Source organism: Bacillus sp. HSf4 (assembly GCF_029537375.1).
Classification (GTDB): domain Bacteria; phylum Bacillota; class Bacilli; order Bacillales; family Bacillaceae; genus Bacillus; species Bacillus sonorensis_A.
Map to the genome: position 1 here is coordinate 3,993,848 of NZ_CP120679.1, position 17,902 is coordinate 4,011,749.

A 17,902-nucleotide genomic window follows, 5' to 3' on the forward strand; every position below is an offset into this window, starting at 1 on the left:
GATGCCATATGAATCAAGCAGAATCCATCAAACTGAGCGCGCAGTCCTTAACCTTGAAAAACCTGATTGAACTGTACCGCCTCTGCCGCTCAGCAAGACATCAGCTTTATATCTGCACGAAAAAAACGATGTGCACAATGAAAGATTTGATCGAACTGGAAATGTTCAGAATGGCCAACAGAGAAAAAGAATGCCTTGTTGTCATCGAGGGAAAAGAAGCGCAAGCGCTGATCAAGAAAGCAAAGTCGATTCTCTCGGAGACTCATATCCAACCATAAGCCATTCAGTCTCCCCCGAAAAAAACAAAAATCCCCCATCTTGGATGAGGGATTTTGCTTTTTACATTTTTTCAGGGGCGGAAACACCGATCAGCTTCAGCGCGTTATTTAGCGTAATTTGTGTTGCCTTCATCAATGATAAACGCGCGCGGCTTTTTTCTTCATCCGCCGGGTCGAGAACTTTCTCAGCATTGTAAAAGCTGTGGAGCACGGATGCCAGCTCGAAGATATAGTTTGTGATGCGGTGCGGAATCCGCTTCTCCGCAGCATCGGCGACAGCTTCAGGGAACGCGCCGATCACTTTCAGCAGGTCATACTCTTTCTCAGATCCGATTTTCGTCAGATCAAGGCTGCCTTCAAATGACATGCCTTTTTCTTCGCCTTGGCGGAGCATGCTGCAAATTCTCGCATGGGCGTATTGCGCGTAGTAAACCGGGTTTTCATTTGATGTCGAAACGGCAAGGTCAAGGTCAAAGTCCATGTGTGTGTCGGCGCTGCGCATCGCAAAGAAATAGCGAACCGCGTCAAGGCCGACCTCATCAATGAGATCGCGCATGGTGACGGCTTTTCCGGTACGTTTGCTCATCTTCATTTTTTCGCCGTTTTTATAAAGATGGACGAGCTGGATGATCTCGACCTCAAGCGTTTCCTTGTCATAGCCGAGCGCTTCAATGGCCGCTTTCATCCGCGGGATATAGCCGTGGTGATCGGCTCCCCACACGTTGATCAATTTATCAAAGCCGCGGTCAAGCTTGTCTTTGTGATAGGCGATATCAGGCAGAAGATAGGTATATGATCCGTCTTTTTTGATCAGCACGCGGTCTTTGTCATCGCCGAATGCAGTCGAACGGAACCATGTCGCACCGTCCTCTTCATAGATGTGCCCTTTTTCTCGGAGGGTTTCAAGCGCCTGATCGATTTTGCCGTTTTGATAAAGCGATGTCTCCGAATACCATACATCAAACGGTACACGGAAGTTTTCCAGATCCTCGCGGAGTTTCCCCAGCTCGTATTTCAAACCATACTCACGGAAAAATGCAAGGCGTTCGCTCTCTTCATCATGGATAAAACGGTCGCCGTACTCTTCGGCGAGCTTTTTGCCGATTTCTTTAATATCCTCGCCGCGGTATCCATCTTCAGGCATCGGCTTTTCCTGACCGAGCGCTTCAAAATAGCGGGCTTCGACAGATAAGGCAAGGTTGTTGATTTGATTGCCGGCATCATTAATGTAATATTCGCGGCTTACTTCATAGCCGGCTTTTTCAAGCACATTGCAAAGCGAGTCGCCGACCGCCGCACCGCGGGCGTGACCGAGATGGAGGTTCCCCGTCGGGTTTGCAGAGACGAATTCGACCTGAACGCGTTCTCCGCCGCCGGTATTCGTTTCGCCATAAGCCTCCCCCGCTTTAATGACAGCGGGAATCAGCTTTGTTAAATATTGATTATCCATATAAAAATTGATGAAGCCAGGGCCCGCAATATCAAGTTTATCAATCGATGCTTTTCCTTTATCGAATGATGAGACAATATCCTCGGCAATCATGCGCGGCGCCTTTTTCGCGATTCGCGCCAGCTGCATCGCCATGTTAGTGGAATAGTCCCCGTGAGCTTTATCTTTCGGCAGTTCCAAAACGACTTCAGGAACATCCTTTTCCTCAGCGAGCCCTGCTTTGATGACGGCCTCTTTGATTTCCTGCTTCAGCACATCTTTCATCTGTTCGACTATGTTCATGACTCTTGTCCTCCTCTATACGAAATCGACATCTTATGTAAATGCTTTTGATCATCTCTTACAATCATATCGTACTCTATGCTGATCTTTCCTTCCCGGGACTCGTGATTGACTGATATATCCTTTGTGTCAACACCCAGCTCGAGCTCTCCGAAAGGCATTTTATAATGGGTGACGGTTCGTCTGCCCGGCCTGAAGCGCTGCTTCATTTCAATGGCGCCGGAACGCATGACCAGAACTTCGCTGTCGCTTGCTTTGACAATCGTTTTCACCTTTCCCGCCTCATGCTCTTCATGATAGGAAAGATAGATTTTATCTTTTTTCGTATAATAAAATCCCGTTGTCCGGAATTCAATCGTTTCGGTTTCCGATCCTTCGCGGATTACAGATTTCACATGAATGTCTACGGGTGTCTCCTGATCCATTCCGACACTTCCTTTTTTGATCCGATTTGACTTGATTAGTATAATCATTCAAAGAAAAAAGTTCAACCGCAGCCCCTTTATACCATCTTAACAGAACGGCACGGAAGATAAACAATTTTTCTAAGAAAAAAGCCGTCCCATTATGGGACAGCTCAGATTGTTGACAAAGTTTTTTGTCAGCCTTTAGCAGACCCGAACCCCCTTGCAGTCTGGGAAGGCCGAGCAGCGGACTTTCACAGGATGTGATGACGACGGTGTTCGGACAGGACGTCCGGTCGCGTTTAACCGTCGTTCCATGTGATAGGCGTGCGTTCAGGCAGGACGCCTGAGCCATTAGCCGCCGTTCCTTTTTCTATTCGCAAGCTCCGCCTTTGGTGAGGCCTGATAACGAATGCGAGGGTTTGTCGACGCGCTGGGCCTGCCTTATTTTACCCAGCCGAGCAGCATTTCGCGGATCAGCTTGCTTGCCGTATTGGCCGTTTGCTCCGAATGGTCATAGATCGGCGCCACTTCCACCAGGTCCGCGCCGGCGACCTTAACATCCGAACGGGCGATTTCGTGAATCGAAGCAAGCAGCTCTTTGGAAGTGATGCCTCCGGCGTCCACCGTTCCCGTTCCAGGCGCATGGGCCGGATCCAACACATCGATGTCAATCGTTACATAGACCGGACGTCCGGCGAGCTTTGGAAGGATTGTTTTGAGCGGCTCAAGCACTTCGAACTTGGAAATGTGCATGCCGTTTTCTTTTGCCCATTCAAATTCCTCTTTCATCCCGGAGCGGATTCCGAATGAAAACACATTTTCCGGCCCGATCAATTCCGCCGCCTTGCGAATCGGAGTTGAATGGGAAAGCGGCTCACCTTCGTATTCGACGCGCAGATCTGTGTGCGCATCCATATGGATGATGGCCAGGTCCGGATATTTTTTGTACATCGCTTTTATGACCGGCCAGGAAACAAGGTGCTCTCCACCCATACCGAGCGGAAATTTTCCTTTTTCCAAAATGCCGTCCACATATTGTTCAATCATATCGAGGCTCTTCTGCGGATTTCCAAAAGGCAGGGGAATGTCGCCTGCGTCAAAGAAATGAACCTCGTCAAGTTCCCTGTCCAAATATGGACTGTATTCTTCAAGTCCGATGGATACCTCGCGGATTCTTGCCGGACCGAAGCGGGAGCCGGGGCGGTAGCTGACCGTCCAATCCATCGGCATGCCGTAAAGAATGGCGTCCGCCTTTTCCCAGTCGGGACGGCTTGCAATAAATACTTTTCCGGAATATGCTTCATCAAATCTCATCTTCAAAAACCTCCCTGAAAAAAAGCGCAGAATCTCATCCTGCGCCAAACTGTTTTATTTGATTAAATCGCTGACGAATTTCGGAAGGACAAATGCCGCTTTATGAATCTCTTTTGTATAGTATTTCGTCTCGATATCAAAGAAACGGCTCTCCTCCACTTCGAGAGGATCGTATTTTTTCGAACCGATCGTAAACGTCCACAGTCCGCTTGGGTATGTCGGAATGTTGGCCAAATACAGCTTGGTGATCGGGAAGATTTCCTTTACATCGCGCTGAACGTTTGTGATCAGCTCCGGTGTAAACCAAGGGTTGTCCGTCTGAGCGACGAAAATGCCGTCTTCTTTCAGCGCTTTTGCAATCCCCGCGTAAAATCCTTTTGTAAACAGGTTAACAGCAGGCCCTACCGGCTCTGTTGAATCAACCATGATCACATCGTATTCGTTTTCCGATTTGGCGATGTGCATGAAGCCGTCATCAACCTTCACTTCGACGCGCGGATCGTCAAGCTTGCCGGCAATGGAAGGCAAATACTTTTTGGAGTATTCAATGACCTTGCCGTCGATATCGACAAGCGTCGCCTTTTTTACGCTTGGATGTTTTAAAATTTCTCTGATGACGCCGCCGTCACCGCCGCCGACAACGAGCACCCGCTCAGGATTCGGATGTGTAAACAGGGGCACGTGCGCCACCATTTCGTGGTAAACGAATTCATCTTTTTCAGATGTCATCACCATGCCGTCCAAAAACAGCATGTTGCCGAATTCTTCGGTTTCCGCCATTTCTAGTTTTTGGAAATCTGTCTGCTCTGTATGTAAAGTCTTATTGATTTTCATTGTAATGCCGAAATTTTTCGTTTGCTTCTCTGTATACCAAAGTCCGCTCAAAGCGTCATCTTCCTTTCATTATGAGCTGTATTCCCATCTATTTTTCTCGCCTGTTGCGACGATTATTCTGCCCGTTAAAATCGGCTTTTGCCTAAGGAAAAAGTATAGAGGAATTGAGGGTAATTGTAAAGACAGATCGATCCATTTTAAAAGTGCCGTTTCTGAGATAAAAATATTCCCATAGGTCGGCATTTCTATTATAATGGCTAAGCTTATATTCGCGTGCGCCTTGGAGGTATTGCTTTCATGATCAATCGAATGTTAACCCAGTACATAGCCGGCCGGCGCAAAAGGTTTTTCATCGCCTTTCTGCTGATCGGCGCAAGCATTTGTTTTTTTCGCCCGGTCTATATCCGGGATTCAGCTGCCCCGTCATTGCCCGATTGGCTGCTGGAAGTCAGCGGCTCTCTCTTTTTGAACCATGTGATTGCCGTTTCAGCTGCGATGTTTTTATGTTTTGGCGCCATCCAATGGCTGTCGACATCCGGGTTTGCGCTTCCTGAGCGCGGCGTCTTTTTTGCTTATATCATCCTCGGAACGGCCGTCGCCGCTTTTGTTATGGTCAGCATCTTGCTGTGGAGCGTGATCATCGGCTGGTTTAAATTTAACGGATATGGTCCGGAACATATTCATCCCTTTTTTGAACTGGCAGACTCTCCTTCTTTATTTGTTGCTGCGCGCTTGTTTATTGACTGGTGGTCGCTTTGTTTTCTGATCTTTCTGGGACTGGCGGCGGCAGCGGCCGTCAAAAAAAGCCGAGCCTTTGTATGGCTGCCGCTGATCTGGACGATCGGCTTAATCGTCCTGTCTACATTCAACATCTCCTTCAAAGGGCTGCTGCCTGCGGAAGGCATGCTGCTGTCCGTCCATGCAAACGGGGCTTCGCCTTTCTTGATCACGTCAGTAAATGAAGGCGCGGTTTTGATCTTGTGGTGCCTATTATACGCGGTCATTGCGCGCGGAAACAGGACGGCCGTGCACTAAAACCGTAGTTTCTGCCTGGGAACGCTGAGACGCATGTATTTCATGCGTTTTTTCTTTTTTCGTTTGTTTAAATCCTCCTCTTTTTCCTCATAATGATAAGAACATTTTATTTTTCCGGGAGGAGATTTAGGCATGGACATGATGACGGACAAGCGGGTCCGTTTAACCATCAAGACGATACGGGCTTTTTTGTTCATGGGAGCATTGTTGCTGATCTTCCTTTCAATCATCGTCATGACGGTGGTACTGGCCGCTAAATGGCAAGGGGCTCCTTCCGTTCAGGTGCCAAGATCCACTGTGCTTTACGACGGAAATGGAAAACAGATGGGCGAAACCCATTATGGGCAAAAACGGTATTGGGTTTCACTCGACAATATAAATCCAGCAGTCATTGATGCGACGCTTACTGTTGAAGACCGGAATTTCTTCCGACATCACGGTTTTGACTTTGTGCGAATGGCCGGAGCCGTCATCGCCGATCTGAAAGCGATGTCCAAGGTTCAGGGAGCGAGCACCATTACCCAGCAGTACGCAAGAAACCTTTATCTCGGCCATGATAAAACGTGGAAAAGAAAGTGGAATGAAGCTTTTTATACGATACGCCTCGAGCAAAACTATTCAAAAAAAGAAATCCTGGAAGGCTATTTAAATACCATTTATTACGGACACGGAGCTTACGGGATTGAGGCCGCTTCCCGCTTGTATTTCGGCAAGCGGGCCAAAGATTTAAACACGGCGGAAGCCGCCATGCTCGCCGGCATCCCCAAGGGGCCGTCTGTTTATTCTCCTTTAGTGAATGAAAAAAAAGCAAAAGAGCGGCAGGAAATGATCCTGACGATGATGGCCAAAGAACAAAAGCTGACGAAAAAGCAGGCGGAAACTTTGAAAAAGGAGCCTTTGACATATCGAAAACAAGCGGAGCAGGAAGCGGAAAAGAAAGCCCCATACTTTTATGACGAAGCCGTAAAAGAAATGGCTCGGCTGCTGCACCTGACACCGGAGGAGGCGGAAACCGGCGGCTTCAAGGTCTACACGACGCTCAACCCCCGCCTGCAAAAAATCGCCGAAAACACAATCAAGAAAACGATCGACTCAAAGTCAGGCATACAGATCGGGTTTGCCGCGGTCGACCCTTATGACGGCAGCGTTCTTGCCCTTGTAGGCGGACGCGACTATCAAAAAAGCCCATTCAACCGCGTCACACAAGCAAGGCGGCAGCCGGGTTCAACGATGAAGCCTTTCCTTTACTATTCGGCCATACAAAACGGCTTTACACCGGCAACACGGCTGAGGAGCGCGGAAACGACATTTGAGCTTGGACAGGGAAACGCCTATTCCCCGGGCAATTACCACGGCTATTACGCTGACGGCCCCATTACCCTTTTGCAGGCCTTGGCCCTGTCCGACAATATTTACGCGGTGAAAACACACCTCTTTCTCGGCATGGACAAACTAATTGATGCGGCAAAACAGTTCGGCATCAAAAGCCCGCTGCAAAAAGTGCCGTCACTCGCTCTCGGAACGTCTCCCGTCAAACCGATTGAAATGGTGAACGGATACGCGATGTTTGCCAACGGCGGGAAAAAAATCGAACCGTCTTTCATTACGAAAATCACGGACCCAAGCGGCAAAGTGCTTTATGAAAAACCGAAGCGGCACAAGCAGGCGCTCGATCCAAAAGCCGCTTTTATTACGGCAGACATGATGACCGGCATGTTTGACAAGTCGCTTAACGGCTATACATCGGTTACCGGCCGGACGATCGCCGATCAACTGACGCGCACATATGCCGGAAAATCAGGGACGACCAGCACAGACAGCTGGATGATCGGCTTTTATCCGGGCCTTGCTTCAGGTGTTTGGACCGGATACGATAAAGCGCGGACCATTGACGCCGTGGCCGAAAAAAACTACGCCAAACAAATCTGGGCCAAATTTATGGAAAAAGCGCTTGAAGGCCAGCCTCACGCGGCGCTGATGCCGCCTGAAGGTGTGACAGCCATAAATATTGACCCGGCTACAGGCTATGCCGCCGCTCCCGGCTGTCCGGCCAAACATGTCGCTTATTTTGTCGACGGAACCGAGCCTGACCAGGTATGCTATGGAAAGGAAACCTATCAAGACAAGAAAGAACCGGAAAAGCCGGCCAAACCCCACAAGCGGATGAAATGGTGGGAAAAGTGGCTTAAAAAAGTAGAATAAAGACGGCGGAAGCAAAAATCCCAAAACAGCTTTTAGTTTTGGGATTTTGTCATCTTTTCAGCGTGACCCTCAACCCTTGCAGTCTAGGAAGGCCGAGCATCGGAGCGGACTTTCACAGGATGTGATGACGGCGGCGTTCAGGCAGGACGCCTGAGCAGTTAGCCACCGTCTTACTTTCTGCATGAGCACCGACTTAGCAGGCCTGACAACGAATGCGAGGGTTTGTCGACACGCTGAAATCCCCCGGACCGATATGTCCGGGGGATTTCTTCTATTCCTGCAGCAATCCTTTTTTCAGTTCTTCTGAGGAACGCTCCCACAGCGCTTGATCATGATGTTTCAGAAAGTCGGCCAGGACCCGCTTTGAGCCATCATCCATATGCTCGACGATAATCTTCCGCTTCATCGACTTATCCATTAAATTGACATGCTCCGGAAGCGATTTATAACCGCGGCGGATGCTTCTGTCAACGGTCATTTCACAAGCCGTCACACCCGCATAATAAGGGCCTTCTTCCCTGCGGTCGATCGTCACCCAGACGAGCCAGTAAGGCTTTCCGTTTGGCACTTCGTCTTTATTCGGGAGAAATTTAATCCCTTTTTCCACGGTGCTGCGGGCGTGCATGGCACCGATATCGACGAATGCTTCTTTCTCCTCAACATCGACGATGACCGGAGAGATGTTGTCAAGGCTCAAAGCCCCTGCGCCAAATCCCCCGTGTCCGTCCGTCGGATCGGTTTTTTTAATGATGTTGAAACCGATTGTTTTCTTCTTTTTCCCTTGTTCCATCAAAAATACCTCCTACATCAGCGGCCGGAAAACGCTGTTGAATATCAATATGATGAATTCCCGCCCCTCATTCAGAAAAGGCCAGAATACGTATTGACCGAGCGGCGTGATGACGATAATCAGAAAAACGAGCGCACCGTAAGCTTCATACTTCGTCAGCTTCGCCCGGACATCAGGCGCGACAACGTCCTGGATGATCCGAAATCCGTCAAGCGGCGGAAACGGCATCAGATTAAAAAGAAATAAAAGCAGATTTAAATTGACCCAAAGCGTAAAGAATTGAAGCAGCCCCGTATAAAAACTCAAGGGCAGCACTGATGACAGCTTTGCAGATAACAGTAACAAAATAAAACCGAGCAAAGCAAGAATCAGGTTGCTGATCGGGCCGGCTATCGAAACGAGAAACCCGGCAAGCCTCGGCTTTTTAAAATAAAAGCGGTTGACGGGGACAGGCTTCGCCCAGCCAAATCCCATCAAAAAAATTAAAATCGTCCCAAACGGATCAAGGTGTTTGAGAGGATTCAAAGTCAGCCGTCCCTGGCGTTTGGCCGTCTCATCACCGAATTTGTACGCCACATACGCATGGGCGACCTCATGCACCGTAAACGCAGCGGCAAGCGTCAACACAACATATGGAATCATGTCCAGCGGATAAATTAGAAACCGTTCTAAAATTGGAATTTCCCTCTTTCTCATATACAAAGATTTACTAACTTCAGTATACTATAAGAGCAACCGATCCTAAAGTGAGCAAGTATTTTTTAAAAGGAGGAACCAACATGCCATACGTAACCGTAAAAATGCTGGAAGGCCGCACCGACGAGCAGAAAAGAAACCTTGTGAAAAAAGTAACGGAAGCCGTCTCTGAGACGACAGGGGCACCGGCGGAAAAAATCGCGGTCATGATTGAAGAAATGAAAAAAGAACACTATGGCGTCGCAGGCAAACGAATCAGCGACATGTAATAAAAAAGGCGTCTGGGGACGCCTTTTTCAATTATTGATACCAAGCTTTGTTTCTCTCGATCTGTTGATTATGCTCTTCATCCCAAACATCGACGGTGTATGCGAAATCATAGTTCATAATGCAGCGGATCCCGCTCCCCTGCGGATCGTGCTCCAGCCCGAAATTATGGGATAATTCGTGTGTAGCCGCTTGTGCGGTATATTCGGTTCCCATATCAAAGGTCACGCTGAACGCGGGGCCAGCCGGCTTGCTGCCGTATTGGAATGCGATGCCTCCGGCTTCAAAGTTTTGATTGTCCGTAAAGCCGACAACGAATTGATAATCTGCATCACTGTACTTCTCGGCCAAATTGTCGAGAATCTGTTCGCTGTTTTTTCCTGATGACGTCCACGGCCCGACGGCTTCGACAACAAAATCAATTTGATGATCGCGATTGAACATCACATCGGCCTGCTCGACGGTTTGAACGATTCTCGTCTTCCAATCTTTATGTTTTTTCCGGTATTGCTTGTCAGCCACGGCAAGCACGCTGATCTTTTGCGTTCCTGTGCTCGCTTGGGTAGAAAATGTACTTGTATTCTTTTTAAAGGTTTTTGCCCCTGTGACATTTCCTTTTTCATCCAATATCTTAGTTTTAGTCGTTCTTTCGATTTGAACGCTTCCTTTTAGATCTTTGAAGCCTTTTGCTCTCGGCAATGCTTCGACCTTCGTTCCCGCTGCTCTGTGTTCATGGCCGCTGCTATCGACAGCGCTGGCGGCCGCACCGGGAATTAAACTTGCAGACAGTAATAGAGTTAAGAATAAAGAACGTTTTTTCATATGAAGCCCCTCCTTGTTTATGAACGAAATAAATATTCTTCTAGTTAACTAAAAAACCCTTTATTTCATCCAAAAAAAGGAAAAAATACACATATTCTTTCTACCCGTGCCCTTCGATCCCCCTATCCATTCCAATTTTCTTACAAAAAAGCAAAACAAAAAACCTGTCCCTTGGACAGGCCTTCTCAACAAAGATCTCTAAGTTTCTTTATGTAGGCGACAGCCTCATCAAATTCTTCGTCTGTATACCGCTGTTTGCTTTTGATCGTAAACACTTTTTCCCTAATCTCTTTCTGGTCCAATCCTTCAAAATAAAGAATGGTGGAAACCAGCTCCAGAAACCGCGAAGATTGGCGGTTGACATCTTCTATATACGGTTTGATATCGCGCATGTCCAGCTCGCATTGCTTAAGAAATTGACTTCCCGCCTCAGTTGGAGAATAACGGTATTGATAATACCCGCCTTTTTTTTCTTTGACTTCATGGAGAAATCCGAGATTGCAAAGTTCTTCTACCTGAAGCGTCAGTTCCTCTGAGTACGGCCCGTAAAAATGAAAATCATACTTCTCATAAAAGGGGAGCTCCAATTTCTTCAAAATATAAATGATTTTCTGCAGCTTTTTTCGCCCGATAATTTCTCCCGAATCTGAGAAGACCTTCATCAGTTTTGCGTGTTCTTTTAACAAATCCCCGACATCTCCTTCATCCTTTTCTATCTATGTCAGTCCGAGCAGTTCTTTCATTCTTTTTGCTTTCAATCCGTCCGGCAGCTCTTCAATCAGGTCAAGCGGGAAATACAATTTATGGTCCGTTCTCCGCTTGCCGGAAATCGCGTCGACAATGTCGGACTGCCGCGACAGCTCCTTAATCTGGCCGTTATGGGTCAGCAATTGGATCGGGAGGCGCTCTTCTTCCTCTCCCGGCCTGTAGAAGTCATACGGTAGGTCTGAAGAGGAATCCACCACAAGATAATAATCAGGATCGATTCCTGATTCTTGAAACAAAGCGGTGAGTTCAAAATAGGTCGCCATCTCCTCATTCGGATTAAATTCCGCATACTGGAACAATCTGCGGTTGATAAAACGGCGGCACAAATCGGACAAAATCTCATCCTCTTCATGCTCCCATGCCTGGAAGTAATAGAGAATAATCGATTCATCAAGGCTCAAATAATCCTCCAGTGTGACGCTTCCTTCAAAAATCGAATAGAAGTGGACAGGAGCGTGCGCGAAAATATAGCCTTCCTGATGAAGCTGTTTCGCGCGGTGGAGGATCTTCGTCAAAATGACTTCCGCGCTTCTTGTCACCGGATGAAAGTAGACTTGCCAGTACATCTGGTAGCGGCTCATAATATAATCTTCGACAGCGTGCATGCCGGTCTGCTTGATGACGATTTGCTCTTCGCGCGGACGCATGACGCGGAGAATCCGCTCCATATCAAAATGGCCGTAGCTGACGCCGGTATAGTAGGCATCGCGCTGGAGATAGTCCATCCGGTCAGCATCGATCTGACTTGAAATAAGGCTGACGACCTGTTTGTTTGGATAGGTTTTGGCGATGACCTCTGCGACGTCCTTGGCAAATCCCGGGCCCACTTTTCCCAGCACCTTATTCACCTCTGTATCGCCTAGAATGATCGCTCTCGTAAAATCTTCATGGTCAAGCCGGAACACTTTCTCAAACGAGTGGGAAAACGGACCGTGTCCCAAATCGTGCAGCAATGCAGCGCACAGGCACAAATCGCGTTCGCTGTCATCCCACTCCTTCCTGCCTTTAAAAACGTCGTCAACCATTCTTCTGACAATCTCATAGACGCCGAGTGAATGGTTGAAGCGGCTGTGTTCGGCTCCGTGAAATGTCAAATAGGTCGTTCCCAGCTGCTTGATTCTGCGAAGCCTTTGAAATTCACGGGTTCCGATCAAATCCCATATCAGCTTGTCCCGCACATGGACATAGCGGTGAACAGGGTCTTTAAACACTTTTTCTTCTGATAATTTTCCGTTTGGATACGCCATTTTTGTCCCTCTTTTTTTAAACGTGAGGCAAACAGATTGCTGCCAATACGTCTCTTTTTCGGAAAACTGCATCTCTATATTGGAAGTATTGCCCGATCTTCTGTTTTCTTTAAGGTCTGTTTCTATTATATCGGGTCTGTTTTTTGAAAACATTCTTGAATTTGCCGGCGAATTTGTTCCAAAATGCAAAAACGCCTGACCCATGCGGGAGGCGGTTATTTTTTGACTTTCTTTTTCACTTTTTCGATCAGCTCATCTTCGGTAGGAGCTGACAGCGGACGATTATTGACAAATGCAAACGATTTTTTCCGTCCTGGCCCGCAATAAGACTGACAGCCGATTTCCACTTTCGCATCCGGATCAATTTCCTTCAGGCGGGGCAAAAGCGTCTTTAAATTCGTGGCCTGACAATCGTCGCACACTCGAAATTCATTAGCCATTTCATACGCTTCCTTTCGTTTTGTTCATCTGTCTCTATGGAAGGCATTCAATTTTGCCGAGCTTTAAAAATGACACCATCCTTCATTTTACAAGGATTCTTTCATTCCTGCAAGAAGCGCGCTAAAAAAATCACTTCCTATTCTTTTAGCAAACTTGTATAAATATTTTCCAAATTGGACAATCTAATACCAATACTTACATTGGGAGTTGAGAAGTGATGAAACAAAGACAAGACGCCTGGTCTGAGGAAAATGATTTATTGCTGGCTGAAACCGTTTTGCGGCATGTCAGAGAAGGGAGCACACAGCTGAACGCCTTTGAAGAAGTCGGAGACAGACTGAACCGGACTTCAGCCGCCTGCGGTTTTAGATGGAACGCGGTTGTCCGCCACCAATATGAAAAAGCCTTGCAGCTGGCGAAAAAACAGCGCAAGCAGAGAATGCGCGCCCTCGGAAACGGCCAGCCGGCGAAGAAGCGCCTGCTCTACAAACCGCCTGTCGAAACAGAGGCGATTGAGGCTGCCGAAACAGCTGTTGTTCAAGAGAAGCCGAAAGAGGAGGAAGCAAGCAAAGAACAAGCTCCGATCTCAAGCGAAAATCTGCCATATGTTGATGAAAGCTTTAAAGAAGAGTTAGCTAGTTTGTCTCACCTGCTATCGCCAAATCAGCCGCAGGCCGCCAAGCCTGCCGAAACGCCCGCAAAGATGACGATGGATGATGTCATCCGCTTTTTGCAGCAATATACGGGAAGCCAGGAACAATCTGATGCATTAAAAATGGAAAACGAGCGTTTAAAAAGGGAAAATGAAGAATTGACGAAAAAAGTGGAAAAGCTTGAAGCGGAAGTCAAAAAGCTGGAAAAAGACCAAACGACCATCCAGGAAGACTACGAAACGCTCGTCAAAATCATGAACCGTGCAAGAAAACTAGTTTTATTCGAGGATGACGAGCACGCCGCTCCGGCATTCAAAATGGACCGGAATGGGAATTTAGAAAAAATGGCTGAATAACAGAATTCTCCCCCTTTTCAATGGGGGATTTTCCCTTTTTAAGACCTTGATTTCAACCGGGAAAAATTTCATAATAAAGCTAGTCCAACATTAAAGGCGGTATGACTGATGAGATTTGTTTTATATGCCGTCCAGTTCGGAACGGCAGCCCTTTTATTTTTATTTTCCGCATTGGCAAGCTGGTATGAGGGCAGCGAGCTTTTAAGAGACCGGTGGGAATGGAATTATTCAGCAAGATTCACAAAGCTGCTGCATGGAGCGGATTCGATCAAAGACGCGAGCGACATTTCACAGCTTGATTTTTTCGTTTACGCGGCAAAACACGCGCCCGCCTCAATCATTTTAATGGCTGTAAGCCTGGCTTATATCACAGCCTTGGCAGCATATCTTCTCATCAAAACATATTTCAAACGAAAAAGGTCTTTGCACACACTATAAAACCGCCTCGGATTCCCTCCGAAGCGGTTCGCTTGCCGCTCTATTCAACGGCTAAGAGCGCGGTGCCAGCTTTTCATTCCGCTCGATCATGCGGAGCAGATTTTTCTCATACTCGATCTCTTCTTCAGCGGAGAGCGGCGCCTGAAAAATATCTCCGCTGAGCTCTTTCAGCTCCGTCAAAAGCGCAAGCATCAGGTCCTGTACCGAGACCTCTTGGGCGAGAAGCTCTGAGAGCGACGCCATCGTTTCCGGACGGATATCCGGATAAACGGCTTTCGTCTGGCCGCGCTGTTCTTTTAAAGCAATATTGTAAAAGCGTCTGATAAGCTCTGCGCGCTCGCTTCCGCTTCCATCGGCACACAGATAAATCTGCACCGCCACTCCGCCTCTCAAACGCCTTTGTGAAATGCCGGCGAATTTCCTTCCGCCTATGCTCAAATCATAGCTGCCCGGACAATAGGAGCCTTCGATTTCATAGGCTTTGATTTCCGCATCGTAAGGCGCCAGCATTCTTTTGATCAGCTCATACATTGCCTCATAGCCGCGGTCGATGTCGATGCCGTTTTTCTTGTCCCGGAAAATCAGCGATACATTTAATACCCCGCTGTCCAGAACGACGGCGAGTCCGCCTGAATTGCGGACGATGACTTTGAAACCCTCTTGCTCAAGAAACGAAATGCCCTCCTCTACATACGGAAGCCTCGTATCCTGAATTCCGAGCACGATCGTGTCATGGTGCACCCAGGAACGGGCCGTCGCCGGAGACTTTTCCTTTCCGACAGAGGCGCACAGTGTGTCATCGATCGCAAATGATTGTTTTGCGTCAAAATACGGGCCGAGACTGGATTGGTCAATGATTCTCCATTTCGGCTGGATCAGTAGATCTATCAGTTGCTTTGCCATTTTAATTGCAAACCCTTTCGTCATACATCTCAAGTACCCATTATACCATTTTGAGAAAAGCGATGCGGACATTTTCCGCACGCAAAAACTTCTTATACGAAAAGCGTTCCTTTAGACGGCTCTTCAAATTCCAGCGGCAGTCCGACATAATTTTCCGCCAGACTTTGTGCGGCCGCTTTTGATGTCGTCACATGATCCAGTTCCGCCAGCTGGATTTGGTAATCAAAAGGCGTGTCTTCATGGCGGCGGTGAAGCAGAGAAGTCATATACCAGGAAAAGCGCTCCGCTTTCCAAACGCGGCGGAGACATGCGGCTGAATATCGCGTCAGCCGCTCTGTATTGCCGGCGGCATAATAATCCTTCAGCGCCCTTGCAAGCAACTGCACATCCGCCATGGCGAGATTCAGTCCCTTTGCTCCGGTCGGCGGGACGATATGTGCGGCATCTCCCGCCAAAAACAGCCGCCCGTATTGCATCGGATCACATATAAAGCTTCTCATCGACACAATGTTTTTTTGAATAATCTTACCTTCAATCAACTGCCAGCCATCATCGGCCGACAGCCTGAGACGAAGCTTCTCCCAGATTCGCTCATCCGTCCAGCCGCGGATCGAATCAGACGGATCGACCTGCAAATAAAGACGCTGTATATCCGGCGTTCTGGTGCTGAGAAGGGCAAAACCATCTTCATGATGGGCATAGACAAGCTCGGGAGCGGACGGCGGCGCTTCAGCCAAAATGCCAAGCCAGCCGTAAGGGTATGTTTTTTGATATTCTTTGCGGATCTCTTTCGGAATGCTTTGTCTGCTTGGACCGTGAAAGCCGTCGCATCCGGCAATAAAATCACAGGTCAGCTTTTTTCTCTCCCCGTTTTCATTTCGATATGAAATGACAGGTGCGGATGTCTCAAGATCGGATAGGCGTACATCAGACACATTAAAATGGATGTCACCGCCCGCTTTCATGCCGGCGGTGATTAAATCTTTTATCACTTCATGCTGGGGATAGATCGTAATATATTTCCCGCCTGTCAAGCGATGCAGATCAATTCTGTGCCGTTTGCCATGAAAGCGGATTTCAATTCCTTTATGAAACATGCCCGTTTTCATCATTCTTTCTCCGACACCTGTTTCATTCAGCAAATCTACGGTCATCTGTTCAAGGACGCCCGCCCGGATGGTCTTTTCGATCTCCTCCTGGGAACGGCATTCGATGACTGCCGCTTCGATCCCTTGGCGGTGAAGCAGATGTGCCAGCATAAGCCCCGCGGGACCTGCACCGATAATTCCCACTTGTGTCCGCAATGCGTTTTCCTCCCATTGGTTTAGATTTTGATTTCGCTTCTCACTTGATTCCGTTGCTTTTCGGCCGATCCAAGGTCAAATTTTGCATGGTGTTCCTGAACGAGCACGATGCCGAGTGCGGCAAAAAGGCTTGGGACGGCAAAGATGATAAACGACTGCTTCGGATCAATGCCGGCCGCGAGAATCAATCCGAACAAGGAAGGAGCGATGATGGCGCCGATCCTGCCGATCCCAAGCGCCCAGCCGATGCCGGTTGCTCTGATTTCTTTCGGATAAAACTCGGAAATGTACGGGTTCGCAATATTTTGCGTACCGACGGTGCACGCCCCTCCCAAAGCAATCAGCAAGTACAAAACATACGGATTCACTGTTAGTCCAAAGGCGGCAAAACAGACAGCTCCAAGGACATACATACCGGTGAGCACTTTTTTATGTCCGGCTCTATCGGCCAGGCTGCCGCCGATCAAAGCGCCGGCGGCTTGTCCGATGCACAGCGCGAGATTGAAGGACAGGCTGGATTTCAACCCGTAACCTGAAGCCTGCATCATTTTCGGCAGCCATGTGTTCAACCCGTACACCATTAAAAGACAGCTGAATACAGACAGCCAAAAAGCAAATGTGCTGGCGGCGCGTTTTTGTTCAAACAATTTTTTGACCGGAAAGCCCTTTGTTTGTTCTGCGGCAGCGGATAACTGATAATCGTCATGTTCGTTGTATTGTCCGTCGGGATGCACCTTGTTGAGAATCCCGGCCAGTTTTTTCGGTTGTTTTTTTAACATGTAAAATGATAGCGATTCGGGACATTGCCTGAAAAAGAAAGGCAGCGCAATCAAAGGAATGGCGCCGAGCCAATACAGCACTCTCCAGCCCGCTCCCGGAACCGCAAGCATGCCGACGAGGGAAGCCAGCACTCCGCCGGCGGAATAGCCGCAATACATGGCTGCGACAATCATCGCTCTGTTTTTTTTCGGTGAATACTCGGTCATCAGCGATATGGCATTGGGCATCAATCCCCCCATGCCGAGCGCCGCAATGAAACGCATGACTGCAAACGGCAGGGGGTCATCAACCATTCCGGATGCGCCGGTAAACAGACTGAACAGAAGGATGCAAAGGCCAAGCATTTTTTTGCGGCCAAACTTATCGGCGAAAGGTGACAAGATCAGCGCGCCCAGCATCATGCCGACCAATGTGTAGCTGCCGATCGCTCCGGCCTGAATCGCTGTTAAGTTCCATTCCTCCATCAGCCACGGAAGGCTGACACCGTACATGGCAATATCATAGCCATCAAAGGCGACGGCGAAAAAACACCAGAAGAAAACGGTCATATGCACTTTATTCCATTTGCTTCTCGCCATGACTTCTCCGGGATCAACTGAACGATTTATCATTTATTCCTCCGCCTCCAGATCGAT

19 protein-coding genes are annotated in these 17,902 nt (G+C 48.2%); 6 read left to right on the forward strand and 13 right to left on the reverse strand.

The annotated features are described in order from the left end of the window. Window positions 1-8: 8 nt before the first annotated feature. On the forward strand, window positions 9-278 hold the full coding sequence (locus P3X63_RS20640) for a hypothetical protein (protein ID WP_026589122.1): 270 nt from the start codon (window positions 9-11) through the stop codon (window positions 276-278). A 61-nt stretch (window positions 279-339) separates the two neighbouring features. On the opposite strand, the gene argS is transcribed toward P3X63_RS20640, so the two are convergent. From argS to speE, 4 genes are all read right to left on the reverse strand, one after another. Further along, a complete protein-coding gene (gene argS, locus P3X63_RS20645) occupies window positions 340-2,010 on the reverse strand; it encodes an arginine--tRNA ligase (protein WP_277691842.1) in 1,671 nt (556 codons plus the stop codon). Next, window positions 2,007-2,435 (reverse strand): YwiB family protein, encoded by a 429-nt coding sequence (locus P3X63_RS20650; RefSeq protein ID WP_026589124.1) that lies wholly within the window; start codon window positions 2,433-2,435, stop codon window positions 2,007-2,009. Before P3X63_RS20650 ends, argS begins: the two co-directional genes overlap by 4 nt. A gap of 423 nt (window positions 2,436-2,858) precedes the next feature. Beyond that, window positions 2,859-3,731 carry an agmatinase gene (gene speB, locus P3X63_RS20655; RefSeq protein ID WP_026589125.1) on the reverse strand — a complete coding sequence of 291 codons (873 nt, stop codon included), beginning with the start codon at window positions 3,729-3,731 and terminating at the stop codon, window positions 2,859-2,861. Window positions 3,732-3,785: 54 nt separating this feature from the next. Beyond that, a complete protein-coding gene (speE, locus tag P3X63_RS20660; RefSeq protein WP_026589126.1) occupies window positions 3,786-4,616 on the reverse strand; it encodes a spermidine synthase in 831 nt (276 codons plus the stop codon). 246 nt (window positions 4,617-4,862) lie between these two features. Here speE and P3X63_RS20665 point away from each other — a divergent pair, with 246 nt between their 5' ends. Together P3X63_RS20665 and P3X63_RS20670 are read left to right on the forward strand one after the other, a co-directional pair. Further along, window positions 4,863-5,600 carry a hypothetical protein gene (locus P3X63_RS20665; protein ID WP_256860286.1) on the forward strand — a complete coding sequence of 246 codons (738 nt, stop codon included), beginning with the start codon at window positions 4,863-4,865 and terminating at the stop codon, window positions 5,598-5,600. A 132-nt stretch (window positions 5,601-5,732) separates the two neighbouring features. After that, complete coding sequence (locus P3X63_RS20670) at window positions 5,733-7,802, forward strand: transglycosylase domain-containing protein (protein ID WP_026589127.1); 2,070 nt, start codon at window positions 5,733-5,735, stop codon at window positions 7,800-7,802. 271 nt (window positions 7,803-8,073) lie between these two features. Here the strand turns inward: P3X63_RS20670 and P3X63_RS20675 are convergent, their stop codons facing one another. Beyond that, window positions 8,074-8,592, reverse strand: coding sequence for a YwhD family protein (locus P3X63_RS20675; protein ID WP_026589128.1), 519 nt, complete (start codon window positions 8,590-8,592; stop codon window positions 8,074-8,076). 12 nt (window positions 8,593-8,604) lie between these two features. Continuing rightward, the gene (locus P3X63_RS20680; protein ID WP_035428675.1) at window positions 8,605-9,288 is read right to left on the reverse strand and encodes a site-2 protease family protein; all 684 of its coding nucleotides are present in this window, start codon (window positions 9,286-9,288) and stop codon (window positions 8,605-8,607) included. A gap of 83 nt (window positions 9,289-9,371) precedes the next feature. Here P3X63_RS20680 and P3X63_RS20685 point away from each other — a divergent pair, with 83 nt between their 5' ends. Then, the gene (locus P3X63_RS20685; protein WP_026589130.1) at window positions 9,372-9,557 is read left to right on the forward strand and encodes a 2-hydroxymuconate tautomerase; all 186 of its coding nucleotides are present in this window, start codon (window positions 9,372-9,374) and stop codon (window positions 9,555-9,557) included. Between the two features lie 31 nt (window positions 9,558-9,588). Here P3X63_RS20685 and P3X63_RS20690 read toward each other — a convergent pair whose 3' ends face one another. The 4 genes from P3X63_RS20690 to P3X63_RS20705 form a co-directional block, all read right to left on the reverse strand. Next, window positions 9,589-10,377 carry a zinc-dependent metalloprotease gene (locus P3X63_RS20690; RefSeq protein ID WP_277691850.1) on the reverse strand — a complete coding sequence of 263 codons (789 nt, stop codon included), beginning with the start codon at window positions 10,375-10,377 and terminating at the stop codon, window positions 9,589-9,591. Window positions 10,378-10,562: 185 nt separating this feature from the next. After that, entirely contained in the window at window positions 10,563-11,063 is a 501-nt protein-coding gene (locus tag P3X63_RS20695) for a YwgA family protein (protein ID WP_026589131.1), read from the reverse strand. Between the two features lie 30 nt (window positions 11,064-11,093). Next, on the reverse strand, window positions 11,094-12,392 hold the full coding sequence (locus P3X63_RS20700; protein ID WP_077736145.1) for an HD domain-containing protein: 1,299 nt from the start codon (window positions 12,390-12,392) through the stop codon (window positions 11,094-11,096). 215 nt (window positions 12,393-12,607) lie between these two features. Next, window positions 12,608-12,832: a YuzB family protein gene (locus P3X63_RS20705; protein WP_026589133.1), complete on the reverse strand. Its 225-nt coding sequence runs from the start codon at window positions 12,830-12,832 to the stop codon at window positions 12,608-12,610. A 215-nt stretch (window positions 12,833-13,047) separates the two neighbouring features. Here P3X63_RS20705 and P3X63_RS20710 point away from each other — a divergent pair, with 215 nt between their 5' ends. Then, on the forward strand, window positions 13,048-13,842 hold the full coding sequence (locus tag P3X63_RS20710; RefSeq protein WP_142246071.1) for an RsfA family transcriptional regulator: 795 nt from the start codon (window positions 13,048-13,050) through the stop codon (window positions 13,840-13,842). 108 nt (window positions 13,843-13,950) lie between these two features. Then, entirely contained in the window at window positions 13,951-14,280 is a 330-nt protein-coding gene (locus tag P3X63_RS20715; RefSeq protein WP_277691855.1) for a YjdJ family protein, read from the forward strand. Window positions 14,281-14,331: 51 nt separating this feature from the next. Here the strand turns inward: P3X63_RS20715 and lipL are convergent, their stop codons facing one another. From lipL to P3X63_RS20730, 3 genes are all read right to left on the reverse strand, one after another. Then, complete coding sequence (gene lipL / locus P3X63_RS20720; RefSeq protein WP_026589136.1) at window positions 14,332-15,183, reverse strand: octanoyl-[GcvH]:protein N-octanoyltransferase; 852 nt, start codon at window positions 15,181-15,183, stop codon at window positions 14,332-14,334. A gap of 92 nt (window positions 15,184-15,275) precedes the next feature. Beyond that, complete coding sequence (locus P3X63_RS20725) at window positions 15,276-16,487, reverse strand: 4-hydroxybenzoate 3-monooxygenase (protein ID WP_026589137.1); 1,212 nt, start codon at window positions 16,485-16,487, stop codon at window positions 15,276-15,278. Between the two features lie 20 nt (window positions 16,488-16,507). Then, the gene (locus P3X63_RS20730) at window positions 16,508-17,878 is read right to left on the reverse strand and encodes an MFS transporter (protein WP_026589138.1); all 1,371 of its coding nucleotides are present in this window, start codon (window positions 17,876-17,878) and stop codon (window positions 16,508-16,510) included. Window positions 17,879-17,902 lie beyond the last annotated feature (24 nt).